The organism is Desulfoscipio geothermicus DSM 3669, from assembly GCF_900115975.1.
GTDB classification, from domain to species: Bacteria; Bacillota; Desulfotomaculia; order Desulfotomaculales; family Desulfallaceae; genus Desulfoscipio; species Desulfoscipio geothermicus.
Genome location: NZ_FOYM01000029.1, coordinates 1 through 20,258, shown reverse-complemented (window position 1 = coordinate 20,258; position 20,258 = coordinate 1). Strand labels below are relative to the sequence as shown.

Here is a 20,258-nt window from a genome sequence, read left to right as displayed (position 1 = left end):
ACGATAAATTAAATTTATTGTGGATTACATTTGGTTTTATAGCGGGTGGACTGCCCGTTTTTTTATTTTTTTTGGAGGTGAAACACAATTACCAGGGACCATCGGATTAATGAGCAAATCCGGGTTAAAGAAGTCAGGGTTATAGACGTTGACGGTAATCAACTGGGAGTGATTCCCGTACGCGAAGCCTTGCGTTTGGCGGAACAACGGGAACTGGACCTGGTGGAAGTGGCCCCCCAGGCCAGGCCGCCGGTATGCCGGATAATGGATTACGGCAAATACAGGTATGAGCAAAGCAAGCGCGAGAAAGAAGCCAGGAAGAACCAGAAAGTCATCAGTATAAAGGAAGTTAAACTGAGACCCAACATCGAGGACCATGATTTTGAAGTCAAGGCCAAAAACGCTGTCCGTTTTCTCAAGGACGGCAACAAGGTAAAAGCTACCATCATGTTCCGGGGCCGGCAGATAGTGCACCCTGATCTGGGCAAAAAGCTTTTAGTCAGGCTGGCCGAAAAAGTGGCTGACCTGGCCAACGTGGAAAGACAGCCCAAACTTGAGGGCAAAAATATGATTATGATTTTGGCACCCAAGCAACAACAGGATTAGTGCCATTTATATTAGGAAGGAGTGAAGATATCTTGCCGAAAATCAAAACACATCGTGGTGCCGCCAAACGCTTCAAAAAGACGGGGACAGGGAAATTCAAGGCGTCACATGCATTTCACAGTCATATTTTGGGGAAGAAGTCGGCCAAGCGCAAGCGTAATCTGCGCAAATCCTTAATTGTTCATAAAACTGATGCCGGTAAACTGCAACGTCTTCTCCCTTAAGTTGTAGAAGTTAGAGTTTCCGCAAAAAAGGAGGAATTACCATGCCACGGGCGAAGAGCAGTGTGGTTTCACGTAAAAGACATAAAAAAATCTTAAAACTGGCCAAAGGATATCGGGGATCGAAAAGTAAACTGTTCCGGGTAGCCAACCAGCAGGTAATGAAATCCCTGATGTATGCTTACCGGGACCGGAAAGCCAGAAAACGCGATTTCAGAAAACTATGGATTGCCCGTATCAACGCTGCGGCGCGCAATAACGGGATATCCTACAGCCGCTTTATGAACGGCCTGAGAAAGGCCGGCGTGGAAATCAACCGCAAGATGCTGGCGGATCTGGCTGTTAATGATGCCAAGGCTTTCGGCCAGCTGGTGGATATGGCCAAAAGTAAGGTAAACTCTTGATTGGTAACATTAAAACAGACTTACAGCGGTAAAATAAGCATGGTGTATATCCGGCCATGCTTATTTTTATGATGGGAGAAACCATATGCTGCAAAGCAAACAAAACCCGCGTATAAAATATGTACGCCGACTGGTGCAGCGCAAGTTCAGGGAAAGCGAAGGCAAGTTTGTTATCGAGGGCGTCCGCTTTTTGGAGGAGGCGGTGAAGGTGGACTGGCCGGTTGAAATGGTCCTGCATACCCCCCGGGCGGCCGGCAGCCTGCGGGCCGCTAGGCTGTTGGAATTGCTGGCGGAACGCGGGGTTCCCGTGCGGGAAGTAGCGGAAGGGATATTTGCGGAACTGGCGGATACCGATACTCCCCAGGGGGTGCTGGCGGTGGTAAAAATGCCCCGCCGGGGGGCATTTGATCCGGCGGCCCGGGGCGGGGAGAGCCGTGATTTACTTGTGCTGGTTGACGGAATCCGCGACCCGGGTAACCTGGGCACCATCATTCGCTGTGCGGACGCCGCCGGTGTGGACGCCGTTATACTTTTAAAGGGCGTCGTAGACCCGTATAATGCCAAGACGTTGCGCGCAACCATGGGGTCAGTGTTCCATGTGCCGCTGTTTACTGCGCCGGACCGGGACAGGCTGCTGGAGGAATTGCATGCGGGCGGCTGGAGTCTGGTGGTGGGCGATCTCAGCTCGGAAAAGCTGGTACATCAGTGTGATTTGACCGGTCGGGTGGCGCTGGCCGTGGGCAGCGAGGCCGACGGAGTATCCGAAGCTGTTCTGCAAGCGGCCCGGGAAAGGGTGCGGATACCCATGCCCGGGCGGGCGGAATCGTTGAATGCCGGGGTGGCGGCCGGCATTATGTTATACGAAACAGTGCGCCAGCGGATGGATGCTGGCAAAGAAATTGCAAGGACCTGGCCCTCATTTTTTAGTTAACTTCCTTGTTTTAAAAACTGCCTTGTGATATAATCAGTCTCGATAAAGGTTCCCGAAGAATGAGGGAAAGGTTGTGGTTAAATGTTTTTAACCGCCGATTTTTTCTGGAAACTGTTTGAAGCTACCGGTTCCATCCGGGCGTATATGTTGTACAGAAGGCTGGCTTTACACTAGACGATGCACGCACAGATATTTACCAACGGTAATGATGGGGATAAGTAGGCGTTGCAAATTGCCTTCCAGGGAGAAGGAACCTTAAAGACTGGGAGTTCCTTTAAGCGCAATTCCGCTGAAATTCACCCCGGAACTGCAGCTGAACGTTTGACAAGTAGGTGTAGCCGGATTCCCGCCGTTACCGGGACCCGGGCGGCATGTCGCCCGGACTGAGTTGTTGAACCGTAATGGTGCAAAATCAGGGTGGTACCGCGGATAAATCCGTCCCTTGGGGCGGTTTTTTATTTTGTTTTATGCAATGGGAATAATAGGAGCAATTGTTAGTGCAGCGACACAAAAGTCCTTGTACAAAAATTGATAGCCGAAAAAGTATAAGTAATTTATAAGGTAGTAATGTGGTTAATTTCTAAATCTTTGCCAGGACTTTTGTGTCAAAGCTGCACGGTTTGAAAATCATACTAGTGCCGTCTTAAAACGGCTGTTTTCCCAAACAAGATATGAACTAAATACTTTGCAAAAAGTGTGCAAGGATTTATTAGTCAAGGCACTAGTTATTCTGAGGGGGATGTAACTGTGGAAGAAAAGTTGAAGCAAATTTTAGCTGAAGCGGGGCAGGTGCTGGCCCAGGCCGGCGACCTGGATCAGTTGAATGAAATCAGGGTACGTTTTTTGGGTAAAAAAGGGCTGCTGACCGGCGTTCTGCGCGGCATGGGCTCCCTTTCCGCGGAGGAAAGGCCCAAAATCGGCCGGCTGGCCAACGAAGTGCGCTCCGAGATTGAGGACATCCTGGCCCGGCGCACGGCTGAAATCAAGGAAGAGGTCAAAAAAGTACGGCTGGAGGCGGAAAAGATCGATGTCACGCTGCCCGGCGTTGCTTTTATGGCCGGGCGCAAACACCCGCTTTCAATGATACAGGAGGAAATTGAAGATATCTTTTTGGGCATGGGGTACAGCATTGAAGAAGGCCCGGAAATTGAACTGGACTTTTACAACTTCGAGGCGCTTAACTTACCGAAAGACCATCCCGCCCGGGATATGCAGGATTCATTTTACATTAACCCTGAGGTGCTTTTGCGCACCCACACTTCGCCCGTACAGGTGCGGACCATGGAGCGGACCGCCCCCGCCTTGCCGGTGCGCATAATCGCCCCGGGCCGGGTGTACCGCCGGGATGACGATGCCACCCACTCGCCCATGTTCAACCAGGTGGAGGGTTTGGCCATCGACAGGCGGGTCACCTTTGCCGACTTGAAGGGCACGCTGCAGGCCTTCGTGGAAAGAATGTTCGGACCGGAGACGAAAACCAGGTTCCGGCCCAGCTTTTTCCCTTTTACCGAGCCCAGCGCCGAGGTGGATATATCCTGTGTTATGTGCGGCGGCAGTGGTTGCCGGGTATGCTCCCAGACGGGCTGGCTGGAAATTCTGGGCTGCGGGATGGTGCACCCCAGGGTGCTGGAAGTGTCCGGGTATAATCCCGAGGAAGTAACCGGCTTTGCCTTCGGCATGGGGGTGGAACGCATTACCATGCTCAAGTACGGTATTGATGACCTGCGTTTACTGTTTGAAAACGACCTGCGCTTCCTGGCCCAGTTTTAAATTCAGGGTTATGAATATACCTTTTAAGCAATCACGAGGATACCAAGCGAGGAGGTAAACAAACTTGCGTGTTTCCTATAAATGGCTGCAGGAATATGTTGAGGTGGATATATCTCCGTATGAACTGGCTGAAGCATTGACGCTGACGGGCCTGGCGGTGGAGAGCATCGAAGAGCCAGGCAAAGATATTCAAAAGGTTTATACCGGTAAAATATTGAAAATTGAAAACCATCCCAATGCCGACAAACTGGTTATTTGCCAGGTTACCGTGGGTGGCGAAGAGAACCTGCAAATTGTCACCGGGGCGCCCAATGTCCGGGAGGGGCAGGTGGTCCCGGTGGCGGTGGTGGGCGCCAAACTGGCAGGCGGGCTGGCGATCAAGAAGGCCAAATTGCGCGGGGTGGAATCGCGGGGGATGCTTTGTTCCGGCCAGGAGCTGGGGTTGGACCCGGATACCATGCCGGCGGACCAGGCCCACGGCATCATGATTTTGCCCCCGGATACGCCCGTCGGGCTGGATGTCAAACCCTTAATCGGCCTGGATGATGTGATTCTGGGGCTGGAACTGACCCCGAACCGGGGCGACTGTATGAGCATGATCGGTGTGGCCCGGGAAGTGGCGGCTATTTTGAAAAAGCCCCTGAAAATGCCCCCGGTCAACTTGAACGAACCTGCGCCGGCTCCGGAGGATAGGGTGCAGGTGGATATCGAAGAACCCGACCTGTGCCGCCGCTACGTTGCCCGGCTGCTGAAAAATGTCCGGGTGGGTCCGTCGCCGGCCTGGATGCAGCAAAGGCTTCGGGCGGCGGGGATGCGGCCCATCAGCAACGTGGTGGACGTGACCAACTATGTCATGATGGAACTGGGCCAGCCGCTGCACGCCTTTGATTACCACAAATTGCGGGACGGCCATATTATTGTGCGCCGGGCGGTCCGGGAAGAAGTAATTGTTTCCCTGGATAAAGCGGAAAGAAAGCTATCCACCGATATGCTGGTCATTGCCGATCCGGACGGTCCCGTGGCGGTGGCCGGTGTGATGGGCGGGCTCTATTCCGAGGTAACCGAAGAGACCACCGCCGTACTGCTGGAATCAGCCTATTTCAAGCCTGTAAGTGTTCGGCGCACTTCCCGGGACCTGGGTTTGCGCTCCGAGTCGTCCTCCCGGTTTGAAAAGGGTATTGACATCACCGGCTGCCGGCGGGCCGCGGACCGGGCCGCCGCGCTGCTGGCCGAGATGGGCGCGGCGGATGTGACAGAAATTGTGGTGGATAACTATCCCGAGCCGGCGTCGGAGAAGACCATATTACTGCGCCCGGAACGGGTGAATCACCTGCTGGATTTGCAGCTTACCGGAACGGAAATAAGCGCTTTGTTAGCCCGCCTGCATTTTAAGGTACAGGATGACGAAAAGGGCATAATGGTTACCGTGCCCGGCCACCGGCCTGACGTAAATATTGAAGTGGATTTGATTGAAGAAGTGGCCAGGCTGTACGGGTTTAATAAGGTGGCCGGTACGTTGCCTGTCGGCGCCATTACCCGGGGTGCCAGGACCTATCCCCAGGAACTGGCCCTGCGGGTGAAAAATTATTTTTCCCGGGGCGGGTTCAGTGAGGTAATTACTTACAGCTTCATCAGTCCCCGGGTGTTTGACCGGCTGGCCATGCCCGCCGACAGCCCGTACCGAAACGTGGTAGCCTTGCATAACCCGTTAAGCGAAGAACAATCGGTGATGCGCACATTGCTGTTCCCCGGGCTGCTGGAAGTGTTGCAGCGCAACAGCAACCGGCGGGTCAGAGATGGGGCCGTCTTTGAACTGGGCCGGGTGTTTTACCCCAGGGAAGGCGAGCCTCTGCCCGAAGAAGTGACCATGCTGGCTGCGGCTGTAACCGGGGAAACGCCGGGCGGCTGGAATACCCGGCCCATGGTTATGGATTTTTACTTCCTTAAAGGTATATTGGAAGCGTTGCTGGAGAGGGTGGGCGTACAAGATGTATCTTATGTTCCCGCCGGGGATGTGCCGGGGTTCCATCCGGGGCGTACGGCCGTCGTGCGGGCCGGGGAACAGGAACTGGGGGTAATCGGGGAACTGCACCCCGACGTACAGGAGGCTTATGACCTGGATCAAAAGGTGACCGTACTGGAAATTAACTTTGACCGCCTGATTCAGGTATCCGGCGCGCCGCGCCGGTACACCCCTCTGCCCAAGTTCCCCGGGGTGGACCGGGACCTGGCCGTGGTGGTGCGCCAAGACATACCGGCCGGCGAACTGATCAAGGCGATTGAACGCGCCGGCGGTACTATTTTACGTAACGTGCGGTTATTTGACGTATACCGTGGTCAGAATATCGAATCGGGATACCGGAGCGTGGCCTTTGCTCTCAAGTTCCAGGCCGAGGACCGGACGCTGACCGATGAGGAAGTGGGCAAAAAAATTGAATCCATTACCGGGACTCTGGAAAAGGAATTCGGGGCCGTGTTGAGGAAGTAAAGACATTTATTTATAACCAGGGTTGTCGTTGTCCAGGATGGCGGCAACCTTTTTAATACTACCTTCCGAATAACAGCAAAAAAAATGAAAATTACCCTTTCTTTAGCAGGAATCAGACATTTTACGCAGAATACACTACAAAATGTGCCAATAACCGCTGGGGAGGCCGGCCCATGTCTGATGAGCAAAACCGGGTGGATGTGGAGATTAACGGGGTGCGCTACACGCTTAAAGGTGATGCGGCTCCGGAAGAAATGTTCAAGATGGCCCGGCATGTGGACGAACAAATGAAAATGATGCTGCAGCGCAATCCCAGGCTATCCCTGTATAAGGCTGCCATACTGGCGGCACTGAACATTACCGAAGAATTGTATGAGTTAAGGGAAGAATACAATAACCTGGTGAAAATGCTGGAACCGGAACGCAAAAAGAAAAAAAAATAACTCATATACTCATGGAGAGGGCTTCATGAGTTTTTTTATCTTATTCGGGGTACATTAATTTTGGCCGGGGCTGGGTTTTACGCTGTGCCGGGCTTTGCCGCGCAGCACAGCCCCGCCTGTGCAAAGGGGCGTATATTCTGTGCGAAACATGGAAATTGCCTGGGTTTTTTATGAAATAGCCGACTTATTGGAATTCAAAGGAGAGGAATTTTTCAAGATACGGGCCTACCGGCGGGCCGCCAGGGCCATTGCCGGGCTTGATCGTCCCGTCAAGGAGCTTTATGCCGGCGGGGCATTAAAAGAGGTGCCGGGCTTGGGCAAAAACATCATTGCCAAAATCGGTGAACTGCTGGACAGCGGAGAATGCCGGCTGCACAAGGAACTTAAAGAGGAAATACCTGCATCGCTGACGGAAATGATGAGCTTGCCCGGGCTGGGACCCAAAAGGGCCCGGCTGATATATGAACAGCTGGGAATAACCACCGTGACGGAGCTTGATAAGGCGGCCCGGGCCGGGAAAATTCGGGAACTGCCCGGTATGGGCGCAAAAATCGAACAGGAGCTAGTGCGTAATATCAGCCGTATGAAAAAACAGGCGCGCCGGCTTCCGCTGGGGGCGGCCCGGGAACTGGCGTTGGCGCTGCACGAGTACCTGGAGCAGATGGTTAAAGTGGAAGCGGTCACTGTTACCGGGGATATCAGGCGCTGGGCCGAGCTGGTTGACAGCATAGACCTTTTGGCTGTTGTCCGGAACCCGGATGACGCGGCGGAAATACTGGACGCCTTTCTTTTGCACCCCGGCTTGGGAGAAGCAACCTGGCGTGACAAGGACCGGGTGCAGGCTGTCAGCCGCTGGGGGGTGCCGGTGGAATTAATCGCGGTGCCGCGGGAGCAATACTGGTTCACCTTGCTCTGGAGCACCGGCAGTGAGCAGCACTTTCGCCGCCTGCAGATGACGGCCTGGCGGCAGGGCTGGCGTTTGGACCGGTTTGGCATGGTTTCCCGCCGGGACAGGCAAACAGCCCCGGTAAGCAGTGAAGAAGATATATACCGCTTGCTGGGTTTGCAATATGTGGCCCCGGAGCTGCGGGAAAACTACGGAGAAATCAACGCAGCGGCCCGGGGCGAACTGCCCCGGCTGCTGGAGTTGGCCGACATCCGGGGTGACCTGCACGTACATACCGACTGGAGCGACGGCGCGTGCAGTATTGAGGAGATGGTGCAGCAGGCCCGGGAAAAAGGCTATTCGTACTTAGCCATCACCGACCATTCCACGTCCCTGAAAATTGCCCGGGGGCTTTCGCGGGAAAGATTGCTGGCCCAGCATGAAAAGATTCGGGAATTGAATAAAAAGTGGGAGGACTTTTACGTGCTCACCGGCGTGGAGGTGGACATACTGGCGGACGGCAGCCTGGATCATCCCGATGAGGTGCTGGCCCGGGTCGACTTGGTGATCGCGTCGATACACAGCGGTTTCAAGCAGGATAAGGACCGGATAACCCGGAGAATTCTGGCGGCCATTGAAAATGACCATGTGGATATCATCGGGCATCCCACGGGGCGGCTTTTGGGGCACCGGGAACCTTACGCCGTAGATGTAGAAGAAATCATCGAGGCGGCCGCGCGGCACAACAAGGTGCTGGAAATCAACGCCTCGCCGGACCGGCTGGACTTGAGCGAGTTTTATGTGCAACTGGCCCGCGAAAGCGGCGTGCCGGTGGCTATAAATACAGACGCCCACGACCGGCGACGACTGGATGAAATGGTTTACGGCGTTTCGGTGGCCCGGCGGGCTTGGTTGGAGCCGTCGCATGTGTTAAATACGCTGCCGCTGCCGGACCTGCTGCGGGTGTTGCGCAAATGAGTAACGGGGGAACCGTTTGCCGGCCGTTGCCCCGGCAATATTACGATCGGGATACCGTGACCGTGGCCAAAGAATTGTTGGGCTGTTTGTTGGTGCATCATTCCCCGGAGGGGACCACTGCCGGCAAAATAGTGGAGACGGAAGCTTATCTGCAGGGTGACCCGGCATGCCACGCAGCCCGCCGGATGACGCCGCGTAACAGCGTAATGTTCGGACCGCCGGGCTATGCCTATGTATACTTTACTTATGGAATGCATTACTGTTTTAATGCGGTGACAAACTCTGAAGGGGTGGGCGAGGCGGTGCTTATCCGGGCGCTGGAGCCTACCGAGGGCATTGCTTTGATGCAGCGGCGACGCGGGCGCAAAAATATGCGTGAGCTGTGCTCCGGCCCGGCCAAGCTCACCCAGGCCATGGGTATTGGCATCGAGCACAACCGGTTGGACCTAACCGGTGCTCGACTGTATATCTGTCAAGGCGAGGCGGGTGCGCCCATTGTGACTGCCACGCGGATCGGGATCAAGGAAGGAACGGATCTTCCTTTGCGTTTTTATTTGCAGGATTGCAGGTATGTGTCCAGAAAATAACCAATATATATATGGTATTGATTTTCTACTGAAGGGAAGGTAAAACAAGTGAAAATAAGTGAAATTTACGAATATGTAATTGCCAGGGGGATTGAGAAGGACCCCCGGGGTGCCGATGTCGTGGCCGCCCAGCTGGCCAGGGAAAAGAAAAAGTATGAAGAAATGAAGGCGGAGGATAAAAAGGAATTCGATACCGACCGGCTGGCCAACCCCTACAGCGACACCCGGGTGCTGTACGGCGACCCGTCCGCGGAAGTCAAACGGGTGCTGGTGGGCATTGATATCGAAGTGGGCGAGGTGCTGCTGGCCGACCGGCTGGCCGAAAAAGGCAGCCCCGTGGACCTGATTATGTCCCACCACCCGGAAGGTAAGGCCCTGGCCGCGCTGCACGACGTTATGCACTTGCAGGAAGATGTACTGGCCCGGTATGGCGTGCCCATAAACGTTGCCGAAGGGATCATGGCTTCCCGCATCGGCGAAGTAAGGCGCGGGCTGATGCCCATCAACCACAACCGGGCGGTGGATGCCGCGCGCATACTGAATATACCTTTAATGAGCGCCCACACCGTGGCGGACAACCAGGTCAACAGTTTTGTCCAGGAGTTGATGGACAGTGAGCAGCCCAGGACTCTGGGCGATGTGATCAAGCTGCTGAAAACCGTCCCGGAATATGCCGAGGCTGTCAAATACAACGCCGGGCCGGCCATTGTCGTCGGAAGCAAGGAGCGGCGGACCGGCAAAATTCTGGTGGACATGACCGGGGGGACCGGCGGTTCCGAGGATGCATACGCCAAGCTGGCCCAAGCCGGCGTGGGTACATTGCTGGTGATGCACATGGGAGAAAAACACCGCAAGGAAGCTGAGAAAAACCATGTCAACGTAATAATCGCAGGGCACATGGCCAGTGACTCTCTGGGCATGAATTTGCTGCTGGACGGTCTGGCGGAAAAGGGGCTGGAGATTATCCCCTGTGCGGGGCTGATCCGCCATAAACGCAACCAGTCTTAAATGTCTGATGGGGCCGGTTGAAATTGAAGAGAAGCGGGGTTTAAGTATGATTAAACCGGAATTGCTGGCTCCGGCGGGCAGCCGGGAGGCACTGGTGGCAGCCGTGCAAAACGGCGCGGATGCAGTTTACCTGGGCGGCCGGCAGTTCAACGCCCGCCGGGGCGCGGATAATTTTGACGGGGCCGCTTTGGCCCAAGCCGTTGAATACGCGCACGTGCGCGGCGTGAAAGTATATGTAACGGTAAATATATTGCTGGCCGATACCGAGTTGAGGGAAGCCGTGCGTTTCCTGCACACTGTGTATAACGCCGGTGCCGATGCGGTTATCGTTCAGGACCTGGGATTGATCAGGCTGGCCCGCAGGGTGATTCCCGAATTGGAACTGCACGCCAGTACGCAAATGACGGCCCATAACGTACCGGGGGTGTTATTTTTAAAGGATGCGGGGCTGCGGCGGGTCGTGCTGGCCAGAGAACTGGCTTTGGATGCCGTGCGGGAGATCAAGGAACGCACCGGGGTGCAGGTGGAAACGTTTGTGCATGGTGCGCTTTGCATCTGTTATTCCGGGCAGTGCCTGATGTCCAGCATGATCGGCGGGCGCAGCGGCAATCGAGGTCGCTGCGCCCAGCCCTGTCGTTTGGAATACCGTCTGGTGGACGACAGGGGAGTGCCGGTGGCGGATTCAGCACTGGTGGGCGAGTATCTGCTCAGCCCGCGGGACCTGAACTTGAGCCGGCATATTTTTGAACTCATTGAAGCGGGTATTGATTCCTTTAAAATAGAGGGGCGCATGCGGCGCCCCGAATACGTGGCCACTGTGACCAGAATTTACCGCAGTTTGATTGACCGGGCTGCGGCCGGGAAAGATAGTACAGTCAGCGACGAGGAAGCTTATGAACTGGCCCAGATATTTAACCGGGACTTTACAACCGGTTATTTCTTCGACGTGCCGGGCAGGCAAATGATGAGTTGCAAACGCCCGAACAACAGGGGAACCAGGCTGGGCCGTATTCGACGGTACGACCGGAAAACCCGGCGGGCCCAAATTGAACTGGAGGCCCCGCTGCAGGTGGGCGACGGCATAGAAGTATGGGTCACCCGGGGAGGCCGGGTAGGCGCCGAGGTAAACGAACTTTATGTCAACGGCCGGAAGGTGGAGTCCGCCCCCGCGGGGCAAGTGGCGGCGCTTAAGCTGGAGGGGTATATTCATCCCGGGGACCGGGTATTTAAAACCCACGATGTTAAGTTGATGGAAAAGGCGGTGCAGACGTTTTCGTCCAGCCGGGAAACCAGGCGAATCCCGCTGGATTTTCGGGTGCGGGCCAGGCTGGGCGAGCCGTTGCTGTTGGAAGCGAATGACCGGGAGGGGGTTACCGCCGGGGCCTATACCAAAGCAGCGGGCGAGCCTGCGCAAAAGCGTGCTCTGACGGCCGAATTTTTGGCCGGGCAATTGGACCGGCTGGGGAACACACCCTTTGTGCTTGGCAAGCTGGAGTGCGATTTGGATGAAAATGTAATGCTGCCGGTCCGGGAAATCAACGACGTGCGCCGCCGGGTGGTGGAGCAAATAGCGGCGGGACGGGCCGGGTTGCGCAAGCCCGACCCGCTGCCGGTGGCGGTGATTGAACGTAAACTGGCCGCGGTAATGAATGACGGCATTACCGAAAAGGTTACCGGCAGCTCGCCGCTGCTGGCGGTGGCGGTGAGCAGTGCAAAAGCGGCGCGGGCGGCCGTGCAGAGCGGTGCCGGGCTGGTTTATTTCGGCGGCGATGTCTACCGCAGGCGCGGCAAGATTACTGTCTCGGAAGTGCGGCGGGTCCGACAAGTTTGCCGGGAAGCGGGCACTGAATTTTACCTGGCCACCCCGCGCATTCTGCATGACCGGGAGCTTGAGCAGTACCTGTCGTACCTGAAAACGCTGCTTGAGGTGGCACCGGACGGTGTGCTGGTTGCCGGCTACGGGATGCTCCCTACACTGAGGCAATTAACCGATTTGCCGGTGGTCACGGATTTCCCTCTGAATGTTTTTAACCGGCAAAGCGCTTACTTTTTAAAGGAACGAGGTGTGCGCAGAGTTACCCTGTCTCCCGAGTTGACCGGAGAGCAGATTAAGCATTTGGCCGGCGATGCCGCCGCAGCAACCGAGGTTATCGTGCACGGGACTTTGCCGCTCATGGTTACCCGGTATTGCGCCGTAGGCAGCTTGCTGGGCGGCAGAGGGGATGGCGACGGTTGCACCGCCCCGTGCCGCAAGGGTTCCTTCGCGCTGCTGGACCGCAAAGGGGTGGTTTTCCCTGTGGAAACCGACAGTAATTGTCTGATGCACATTTTTAATTCCCGTGAATTATGCTTGCTGGAAACATTACCGTATCTGGCCAGGGCCGGCCCTGCCGTGCTGAGAATTGAAGCTCGCCGGGAAGATGATGCTTACGTGGCCCGGGTGACCGAAACGTACAGGTGGGTGCTGGACAGTATAATGAGTAAAACAAGCAATCTACCGGATCTGACCACCGTTGTGCAGGAATTAACCGCAAGGGGGCCCGGTTACACCCGCGGTCACTACTACCGGGGTGTACTTGAATAGGTATAGAGGTATGTTTATAACCAGTATTGAATAAATGAAAAAACCGGCGACCGACCACTAACGACTGACGACTATTATTCAGCAGGGAGAGATTATGGACGAGCGTAACCTGAAAAGATTGGAATTTGACAAGGTAAAGGAACAGCTGGCCGCGTACGCGGCCTCGGAAATAGGCCGGGAACTGGTACAAAGTTTGGTTCCCTACACGGACCGGGAGGATATAGAAATAGCGCAGGCCGAAGTAACGGAAGGCAGGGAACTCTTGCGCATCGAGCCCAACGCGCGGCTGGACGGCTGGAACGATGTGCGGGATGCCGTGCGCCGCAGTGCCCGGGGGGTGGTGCTGGATCCCCGGGAATTGTGGTTGATCCTGCAAACCCTGACAGCAAGCCGCCAGATCAGGTCGTTTTTCAATGAGCGGCAGGAAAGATACCCCCGTCTGAGCGTCATAACCCTGGGTCTGGGCGATTTTAAGGAACTGGAAAAACAAATAGCCCGGGCCGTTATCCCGGGTGGGGAAATATCCGACCAGGCTTCCGACAGGCTGGCCGGAATCAGGCGCAAATTATCCACGGCCCAGCAGCGGGTTAAAGAGAGGCTCAACGCCATTATCCGGTCAACCGGCTATCAAAAATACCTGCAAGACCCCATTGTGACTATCAGGGAAGGCCGCTACGTGGTGCCGGTCAAACAGGAATACCGGGCGCAAATTCCAGGTATTGTACATGACCAGTCAGCCAGCGGGGCCACCTTATTTATTGAGCCCATGTCAGTGGTCGAGGCCAACAATGAAGTGCGTTCACTGCTGGCCGAAGAAAAACAGGAGATAGCCAGGATCCTCCGGGAACTTTCAGAGGCGGTGGGCAGCCGGGCCGAAGAAATGCTGTATACTCTGGAAAATTTGGGCAGGCTTGATTTTGTTATGGCCAAAGCCCGCTACAGTGAAAAGCTGGATGCCTGGGCCCCGGGCATGGTTTCCGAAGCCAGGCTGAATATAAAACGGGGCAGGCACCCGCTGTTGCCCGGCAAAGCCGTGCCCATCAGCATTCACCTGGGTGAAGATTTTGACATGCTGATCATTACGGGCCCCAATACCGGCGGAAAGACGGTTTCGCTGAAGACAGTGGGCTTGCTGGTCATTATGGCCCATGCCGGCTTGCACGTGCCCGCTGACGAGGGTACGGTTATCGGCATATTTGACGATATATACGCTGATATCGGCGATGAGCAAAGTATCGAACAGTCGCTGAGTACGTTTTCGTCCCATATGAGCAATATTGTGAATATCCTGGCCGGGGCCGGCGACAGAAGCCTGGTTCTGCTGGATGAACTGGGGGCGGGGACCGACCCCGTTGAGGGGTCGGCCCTGGCGCGGGCCATTTTGGACCGCCTGCGGCAGCAGGGGGCCAGAACGGTGGCCACCACACACTACGGTGAGCTGAAAAGCTACGCCTTTGCCCATGCACGGGTGGAAAATGCCAGTGTGGAATTCAACCCGGAAACACTGCAGCCCACTTACCGGCTGCTGATCGGCCGGCCCGGGCGCAGTAATGCTTTTGAAATTGCCAGGCGATTGGGGCTGGATGAATCGGTTGTGCAAAAAGCCAGGGAGTTTCTGACCGAAGAACAGGTCAAAGTGGCCGATTTGATGCGTGAAATGGAAAAAGACCGCCTGCTGGCGGAAAAAGAAAAAGCCGAAGCGGAAATGCTGCGCCGGGAAGCCGAGGAATACCGGAAACAGTACCTTTTCCTGGTGAAAAAAATTGATGCTAAGAAAGATGAAATCATTTCCCGGGCCGTTGAAGAATCCAGGGATCTGGTTAAAAAAGCCAGGCGCGAGGCTGATTACCTGGTGGAAGAACTGCGCGCGTCGCTTAAGGAGGAATCCGCCCGGGAACGGGAAACTTCTGTTCAAAAAGCGCGGCGACAGTTGAAACAATTGCAAGCCAGCCTTGAGGAAAGGGCGCCGGACGATGTGCCCGGGGACAATGATGAAATGGTAACAAATGTTAGGCCCGGTGACGAGGTGTTTATTCCCCGCTACGGCCAGCGGGGGGTGGTGCTTGATGATCCCGGGCAGGGCGATGAGGTGCACGTGCAGGTGGGTATGATTAAAATGACCATCGCCCGCACCGAATTACGCAGAGCGGCGCAGAAAAAAAACGATCGCCGGAGTGCCGCCGGCCTGGGCCAGTTGGTGCAGAAAAAGGCCAGGGATATTTCCACCCGCCTGGACATGCGCGGCATGCGGGTGGAAGAAGCGCTTGCGGAGGTGGAAAAGTACCTGGATGACGCCTGCGTGGCCGGCCTGCCGGTGGTTACTCTGGTGCACGGCAAAGGAACCGGAGCACTGCGGGCGGCAGTTCAGCAAATGCTCAAAAACCACCGGCGGGTGAAAACATTTCGTCTGGGTGAACAGGGCGAAGGAGGCAGCGGGGTGACCGTGGTTGAACTGGCGTAAATAAGAGCCGGGTAAATAAAAAACAAAAAGGGGACAGAACGCCCGAAATCGCTAAAAAGGGGACTGGCTCTTTTTTCGCTTTTTGAAAAAAGTGCCTGTCCCCTTTTTTGCCTGCCTTTTTTAGTATACTTTCCTGATAGTAAAAAAAGGCAGGTTCGGGTTACCTGCCTTTACTCCCCTTGAAAGATATTCTCAAAAACTGTTTCATCATTATTTTTGTCCGGCTTGTTGATGTTTATATCCACCGGCAACGGCCGGTTGTCCCCATCGCCTGTGCCTGTACCAATTAAGTCTTGGGGCCCATGCACGTCACATATTTTAGTGGGTACCCTCTGGTTATAATCCTCTACGGAAGGCGCCACGGTATAAGGTAGTTTTAGCATCACCCTAGTTATTCTATCCGGACAATATTGGTTAGGCAAGTAGCCCATTGTAGCACAAACTTCCGTTAATACATGGACGTTGTCGGTTTCTGTCGGTACCGTGCCGGCGGCAAATATGTCGGTAACCAGGTGCTCCTGTGGGGTATTTGGACCGGGTAACAGGCCGGATTTACTATCCACAGTCGCCGTAACAATGCCGGGTGGTTCGGTAAAATCGCGCGGCGTAATATTCCGGTGCGCCTGCCGCATTACTTCCCGCCAGATTTTGGCCGGGTAGGTGCCGCCATAACTACGCGGCATTTTAGTAGGTGAATCGTAGCCGATCCAGACCACGCCCACCAGGTCGGGCGTGTAACCGGCAAACCAGATATCTTTTCCTTCATCCGTGGTACCTGTTTTACCGGCCGCCGGCCGGCCGATTTGCGCGCCGGTGCCTGTACCGGATCGGACTACCGATTTTAGCATATCGGTTATTAAATAGGCGGTGGTTTCTTTCATTACTTTGCGCGGGGCGGGTTCGGCTTCAAATAAAGTGGTGCCGTCTTGGTCTTCCACACGCAAAATGGACACCGGTTTATTATAAATACCGTGGTTGGCAAAAGCCGCATATGCGGCCGTTAATTCCATCGGGGTGACGCCGCGGCTCAAGCCGCCCAGTGCCATGGCCGGCCCGGTGGGTTTTAAATTAATGTTCAGCCGGGCGGCAAATTTTACGGCTTCCGGTATGGTGACATGATCCATAAGCAATTTGACCGCCACTACGTTTACGGAGTGGGTCAGCGCCGTGCGCATGGTAATTAAACCCCGATACCGGCCATCATAGTTGTGTGGTGAATAATCGTTATACTGGTGATAGGTAACCGGCGCGTCATCAATGACGCTGGCCGGCCCCATGCCCATCAATTCAATGGCGGGCCCGTAAGCCAAAATTGGTTTGATGGCTGAGCCGGGCTGCCTGGGCGACATGGTGGCTCTGTTAAGCGCTCTTTTATGGGTATGTTCCCTGCCGCCCACCAGGGCTTTAATCTCGCCGGTGGAGGGGTCCATGATTACAATGGCGCCCTGGGGCTGCAGTACGCCCTGTGCGTCTTTTTGGGACGCCGGGAAATTGGCGGGATTGGCCATCGCCTTTTCCGCGTAGGATTGAATTTCCGGGTCCAAGGTGGTGTAGACCCTTAAGCCACCATTAAATACTTTTTCATCGCCGAACATATCCACCAGTTGGTCGGTAATGAAATCCATAAAATATGGATATGGATACCGGGTATTCGAAGGGCCGCCTTGTTTTAGTGCCAACTTTTCTGATTTGGCCTCCTGGTATGTTGGGCTGTCGATAAAGTGGTAACGGTACATGTCGTCCAGCACCTGGTTGCGCCGGGTAACAGCCAGTTCAGGATCCCGATACGGAGAATAGTTGTTGGGTGACTTGGTAAGGCCGGCTAGCAGGGCGGCCTGGGCCACCGATAAATCTTCAGTGTCCCTGCCGAAATAAGTTTGCGCCGCGGCCTGTATACCGTAAGCTCCTTCGCCCAGGTATATTCGATTCAGGTACATTTCCAAAATTTCATCTTTGGAATATCTTCTCTCCATTTTAAAGGATAATATAACTTCCTGGATTTTTCTTTTAATAGATCTTTCCGGGCTTAAAAAGGATAATTTGACCAGTTGCTGCGTGATGGTGCTACCGCCCTGGAAATTTCGGTCCACGCCTACAATGTGCAGGGCGTCGTTCATGGCGGCCCGTATTATGGCCTTGATTCTAATACCGTGGTGGTCGTAAAACAAGTGATCTTCCGCTGCCAGGAAAGCATCTTTAACATGATCAGGGACATTGCCGATGGAGACCTCCGTCCGGTTTTCCAGACCGATTTTAGTGACCAAATTTTCATTACTATCAAAAATCTGGGTAGACGTGGAAGGTATTAAGTTTTTTTCGTTAAATGCCGGCAGTTCTTTAATGCTGATTACCATTATTCCCATGGCGGCGCCGGCGGATATCAAGACAAACAAAATAATAAGGAATAATACAAGCCTAAAAGGATTCAGCTTTCTTTTCCTGCGTTTATTTTTTGTAGACAAGATATATGGCCCCCTTTAGGGATTTAACCTTGGTATGTCAACGCAATTATATCATAATGCAATGAAAAGTATTAACACAGAAATTACCACCTTGTATCCAATCTTTAATATTTGATATAATTTAAAGCATTGAGGCGAATGGGAAAGGGGAACATTTTATGCTCACTGTGGAAAAACAGTTGGAAATAATCAAAAGAGGCGTTGTGGAGATAGTGCCGGAAGAAGAACTGGTGGCCAAACTTGAAAGGTCCGTAAAAACAGGCCGGCCTTTACATATCAAGCTGGGGCTGGACCCCACTGCGCCGGATATTCACCTGGGTCATACCGTAGTGCTGCAAAAAATCAGACAGTTCCAGGAACTGGGGCACAATACAACCATCATATTAGGTGACTTTACCGCACGTATCGGGGACCCGACGGGCAAATCCGAAACCAGGAAGCAACTTACGGAGGAGCAGGTATTGGAAAACGCCCGGACATACGAAAAGCAGATTTTTAAAGTGCTGGACCCCGATAAAACCACCATTACTTTCAACAGTAAATGGTTGTCATCCATGAACTTTGCCCGGGTAATTGAGCTGGCTGCCAAGTATACCGTGGCCAGGATGCTGGAAAGGGACGATTTTGCCAAGCGTTTTAAAGAAGGGCTGCCCATAAGCGTGCATGAGTTTTTTTACCCGCTGATGCAGGGATATGATTCCGTTGCGTTGCAGGCAGACGTGGAACTGGGCGGTACGGATCAAAAATTTAATCTGCTTATGGGTAGAACATTGCAGCGGGAATACGGCCAGGAGCCCCAGGTTGCATTGATGATGCCCATTATCGAGGGCACGGATGGCGTACAAAAGATGAGTAAAAGCTTGGGTAACTACATCGGTATTGATGAGTTGCCGGGTGAAATGTACGGGAAGACCATGAGCATTCCCGACGACTTAATGTTGCGTTACTATGAGTTGGTTACCACAGTGCCCCTGGATGAAGTGAAAAGAATTGCCGAAGGCTTACAAAACGGCATTTTGCACCCACGTGATGCCAAAATGCGCCTGGCCCGTGAAATTGTAGGGATTTATCACGGGGAAGATGCGGCGAAACATGCGGAAGAAGAATTCAAGCGTGTATTTCAGCAGCGTGATTTACCGGAGGACATTCCCACATTCCAAATAACAGAAGATATGCTGGAGGATGGATTGGTTTGGCTGCCGCGAGTAATGCAGCAAGCAGGTATGTGCGGCAGTACCAGTGAAGCCAGGCGACTGATTCAACAGGGGGCGTTGCGGGTGAACGGGGAAAAATTTGACGCTCCCGACGGGAAAATCAAGCCCGAACCCGGAATGGTCATTAAAGCCGGTAAGAGAAAGTTTATTCGTCTTGCGTAATAAACCCGAAATAGTTCGGGTTTATTTAATTGTAGATTGAGATTCCCCATATACATATAAATATGGGGGTGATCCGATGTTTAAAAGAAGAAAGCCACACCGTAAAGTGTTAGCTGTCTTCCTGTTACTTTTGCTGGCAAGCGGGTTATTTGTTTTTGTCGACCGCCGGGTGCGCCCCACGTTATTTTCCATAGCGGAAGTTGAAGTTACGCAGATGGCCGTGGACGCTATTAACAAGACTGTGCAAAAGGAAGTATCCCGGAAAAATATCGACTACCAGGATTTTATAACCGTACACCGGGATTACAATGGACGGGTGGCTTTGATGCAAGCCAACACCGTGCAGATTAACCGGATGGCTGCTGATATAACGCTCAATGTACAGCAAAGGTTGCGGGATTTGCAGGGCAAGCAAATATCCATACCCTTCGGTCAGGTGCTGGGAAGCTATATCCTTGCGGATATGGGGCCGTATATTCGCGTCGGCATTCACCCCATGGGTACGGTAAGCGTGAATGTGATAGACAGGTTTGAACAAGCAGGCATTAACCAAACCAGGCATAAAGTTTACCTGGATTTCACCACCATGGTGCGTGTGGTTGTCCCTCTCTACAGCGCTGAAGTGAAAATAGCAACCAAGGTGCCTGTAGCCGAAAGCATCATTGTGGGAGATGTGCCGGAAGCGGTAATCAATTTCCCCGGAGGAATTTTGGGGGTAGATGGTTTAAAATAAAGATTTTACGTATAAAAACATCGATTATATAAATAATATTTGCAAGATAGATTGCCCATTTAAAACATTATATTTTTTATAAAATAAGTATTGACAAACAAAAATGTAGATGTTACCATAATAAAGTCGTCGCGAGGCGGTGACAAGAAATAAAAAGTTCTTGACACGCAAAGCCATGCGCGATATAATGAGAAATGTCGCTAAAAAGCGAAACCAAATATAGTTAGTTCCTTGAAAACTGAACAGTGTTTGAGATGCGAGCGACTCGTCAAAAGCGAGTAATTCTAGGAAACAGCAAACAAGAGTAAAGATTAAACTCT

General features: G+C 53.6%; 16 protein-coding genes. 15 read left to right on the top strand and 1 reads right to left on the bottom strand.

Translation table 11 applies throughout. The annotated features are described in order from the left end of the window. Positions 1 to 87: 87 nt before the first annotated feature. The 13 genes from infC to BM299_RS15050 all read left to right on the top strand — a co-directional run bounded on the left by infC (position 88) and on the right by BM299_RS15050 (position 15,367). A complete protein-coding gene (gene infC / locus BM299_RS15110) occupies positions 88 to 606 on the top strand; it encodes a translation initiation factor IF-3 (RefSeq protein WP_342741339.1) in 519 nt (172 codons plus the stop codon). Between the two features lie 32 nt (positions 607 to 638). Further along, positions 639 to 830, top strand: coding sequence for a 50S ribosomal protein L35 (gene rpmI, locus BM299_RS15105; protein ID WP_092486216.1), 192 nt, complete (start codon positions 639 to 641; stop codon positions 828 to 830). A 41-nt stretch (positions 831 to 871) separates the two neighbouring features. Beyond that, positions 872 to 1,231 (top strand): 50S ribosomal protein L20, encoded by a 360-nt coding sequence (gene rplT / locus BM299_RS15100; RefSeq protein ID WP_092486213.1) that lies wholly within the window; start codon positions 872 to 874, stop codon positions 1,229 to 1,231. Between the two features lie 85 nt (positions 1,232 to 1,316). Continuing rightward, positions 1,317 to 2,162 carry a TrmH family RNA methyltransferase gene (locus tag BM299_RS15095; protein ID WP_092486210.1) on the top strand — a complete coding sequence of 282 codons (846 nt, stop codon included), beginning with the start codon at positions 1,317 to 1,319 and terminating at the stop codon, positions 2,160 to 2,162. A gap of 81 nt (positions 2,163 to 2,243) precedes the next feature. Further along, positions 2,244 to 2,336 (top strand): YqzL family protein, encoded by a 93-nt coding sequence (locus tag BM299_RS15090; RefSeq protein WP_092486207.1) that lies wholly within the window; start codon positions 2,244 to 2,246, stop codon positions 2,334 to 2,336. Between the two features lie 573 nt (positions 2,337 to 2,909). Further along, positions 2,910 to 3,932: a phenylalanine--tRNA ligase subunit alpha gene (gene pheS / locus BM299_RS15085; protein WP_092486204.1), complete on the top strand. Its 1,023-nt coding sequence runs from the start codon at positions 2,910 to 2,912 to the stop codon at positions 3,930 to 3,932. A 64-nt stretch (positions 3,933 to 3,996) separates the two neighbouring features. Beyond that, positions 3,997 to 6,420 (top strand): phenylalanine--tRNA ligase subunit beta, encoded by a 2,424-nt coding sequence (pheT, locus tag BM299_RS15080; RefSeq protein WP_092486201.1) that lies wholly within the window; start codon positions 3,997 to 3,999, stop codon positions 6,418 to 6,420. Between the two features lie 173 nt (positions 6,421 to 6,593). Beyond that, positions 6,594 to 6,863 carry a cell division protein ZapA gene (locus tag BM299_RS15075; protein ID WP_092486198.1) on the top strand — a complete coding sequence of 90 codons (270 nt, stop codon included), beginning with the start codon at positions 6,594 to 6,596 and terminating at the stop codon, positions 6,861 to 6,863. A 148-nt stretch (positions 6,864 to 7,011) separates the two neighbouring features. After that, positions 7,012 to 8,727 carry a DNA polymerase/3'-5' exonuclease PolX gene (gene polX, locus BM299_RS15070; RefSeq protein ID WP_342741338.1) on the top strand — a complete coding sequence of 572 codons (1,716 nt, stop codon included), beginning with the start codon at positions 7,012 to 7,014 and terminating at the stop codon, positions 8,725 to 8,727. After that, positions 8,724 to 9,314 (top strand): DNA-3-methyladenine glycosylase, encoded by a 591-nt coding sequence (locus BM299_RS15065; protein WP_092486192.1) that lies wholly within the window; start codon positions 8,724 to 8,726, stop codon positions 9,312 to 9,314. The genes polX and BM299_RS15065 overlap by 4 nt, the downstream gene beginning before the upstream one ends. Before the next feature lie 48 nt (positions 9,315 to 9,362). Next, a complete protein-coding gene (locus BM299_RS15060) occupies positions 9,363 to 10,322 on the top strand; it encodes a Nif3-like dinuclear metal center hexameric protein (RefSeq protein WP_092486189.1) in 960 nt (319 codons plus the stop codon). A gap of 46 nt (positions 10,323 to 10,368) precedes the next feature. Then, the gene (locus BM299_RS15055) at positions 10,369 to 12,906 is read left to right on the top strand and encodes a U32 family peptidase (protein ID WP_092486186.1); all 2,538 of its coding nucleotides are present in this window, start codon (positions 10,369 to 10,371) and stop codon (positions 12,904 to 12,906) included. A 94-nt stretch (positions 12,907 to 13,000) separates the two neighbouring features. Then, positions 13,001 to 15,367: an endonuclease MutS2 gene (locus BM299_RS15050; protein ID WP_092486183.1), complete on the top strand. Its 2,367-nt coding sequence runs from the start codon at positions 13,001 to 13,003 to the stop codon at positions 15,365 to 15,367. A gap of 170 nt (positions 15,368 to 15,537) precedes the next feature. Here the strand turns inward: BM299_RS15050 and BM299_RS15045 are convergent, their stop codons facing one another. Then, a complete protein-coding gene (locus tag BM299_RS15045) occupies positions 15,538 to 17,829 on the bottom strand; it encodes a transglycosylase domain-containing protein (RefSeq protein WP_092486180.1) in 2,292 nt (763 codons plus the stop codon). A gap of 158 nt (positions 17,830 to 17,987) precedes the next feature. Between BM299_RS15045 and tyrS the strand changes: the two genes are divergently transcribed. Both tyrS and yunB read left to right on the top strand, forming a co-directional pair. Then, a complete protein-coding gene (gene tyrS / locus BM299_RS15040) occupies positions 17,988 to 19,205 on the top strand; it encodes a tyrosine--tRNA ligase (protein ID WP_092486177.1) in 1,218 nt (405 codons plus the stop codon). A 76-nt stretch (positions 19,206 to 19,281) separates the two neighbouring features. Further along, entirely contained in the window at positions 19,282 to 19,938 is a 657-nt protein-coding gene (gene yunB / locus BM299_RS15035; RefSeq protein WP_092486174.1) for a sporulation protein YunB, read from the top strand. Positions 19,939 to 20,258: the final 320 nt, after the last annotated feature.

What these genes read in the sequence shown, in the direction of transcription:
- polX (WP_342741338.1), top strand. Translation starts at nt 7,012, where the DNA reads ATGGAAATTGCCTGGGTTTTTTATGAAATAGCCGACTTATTGGAATTC.
- BM299_RS15050 (WP_092486183.1), top strand. Translation starts at nt 13,001, where the DNA reads ATGGACGAGCGTAACCTGAAAAGATTGGAATTTGACAAGGTAAAGGAA.
- BM299_RS15065 (WP_092486192.1), top strand. Translation starts at nt 8,724, where the DNA reads ATGAGTAACGGGGGAACCGTTTGCCGGCCGTTGCCCCGGCAATATTAC.
- BM299_RS15090 (WP_092486207.1), top strand. Translation starts at nt 2,244, where the DNA reads ATGTTTTTAACCGCCGATTTTTTCTGGAAACTGTTTGAAGCTACCGGT.
- BM299_RS15095 (WP_092486210.1), top strand. Translation starts at nt 1,317, where the DNA reads ATGCTGCAAAGCAAACAAAACCCGCGTATAAAATATGTACGCCGACTG.
- tyrS (WP_092486177.1), top strand. Translation starts at nt 17,988, where the DNA reads ATGCTCACTGTGGAAAAACAGTTGGAAATAATCAAAAGAGGCGTTGTG.
- BM299_RS15055 (WP_092486186.1), top strand. Translation starts at nt 10,369, where the DNA reads ATGATTAAACCGGAATTGCTGGCTCCGGCGGGCAGCCGGGAGGCACTG.
- BM299_RS15075 (WP_092486198.1), top strand. Translation starts at nt 6,594, where the DNA reads ATGTCTGATGAGCAAAACCGGGTGGATGTGGAGATTAACGGGGTGCGC.
- yunB (WP_092486174.1), top strand. Translation starts at nt 19,282, where the DNA reads ATGTTTAAAAGAAGAAAGCCACACCGTAAAGTGTTAGCTGTCTTCCTG.
- rplT (WP_092486213.1), top strand. Translation starts at nt 872, where the DNA reads ATGCCACGGGCGAAGAGCAGTGTGGTTTCACGTAAAAGACATAAAAAA.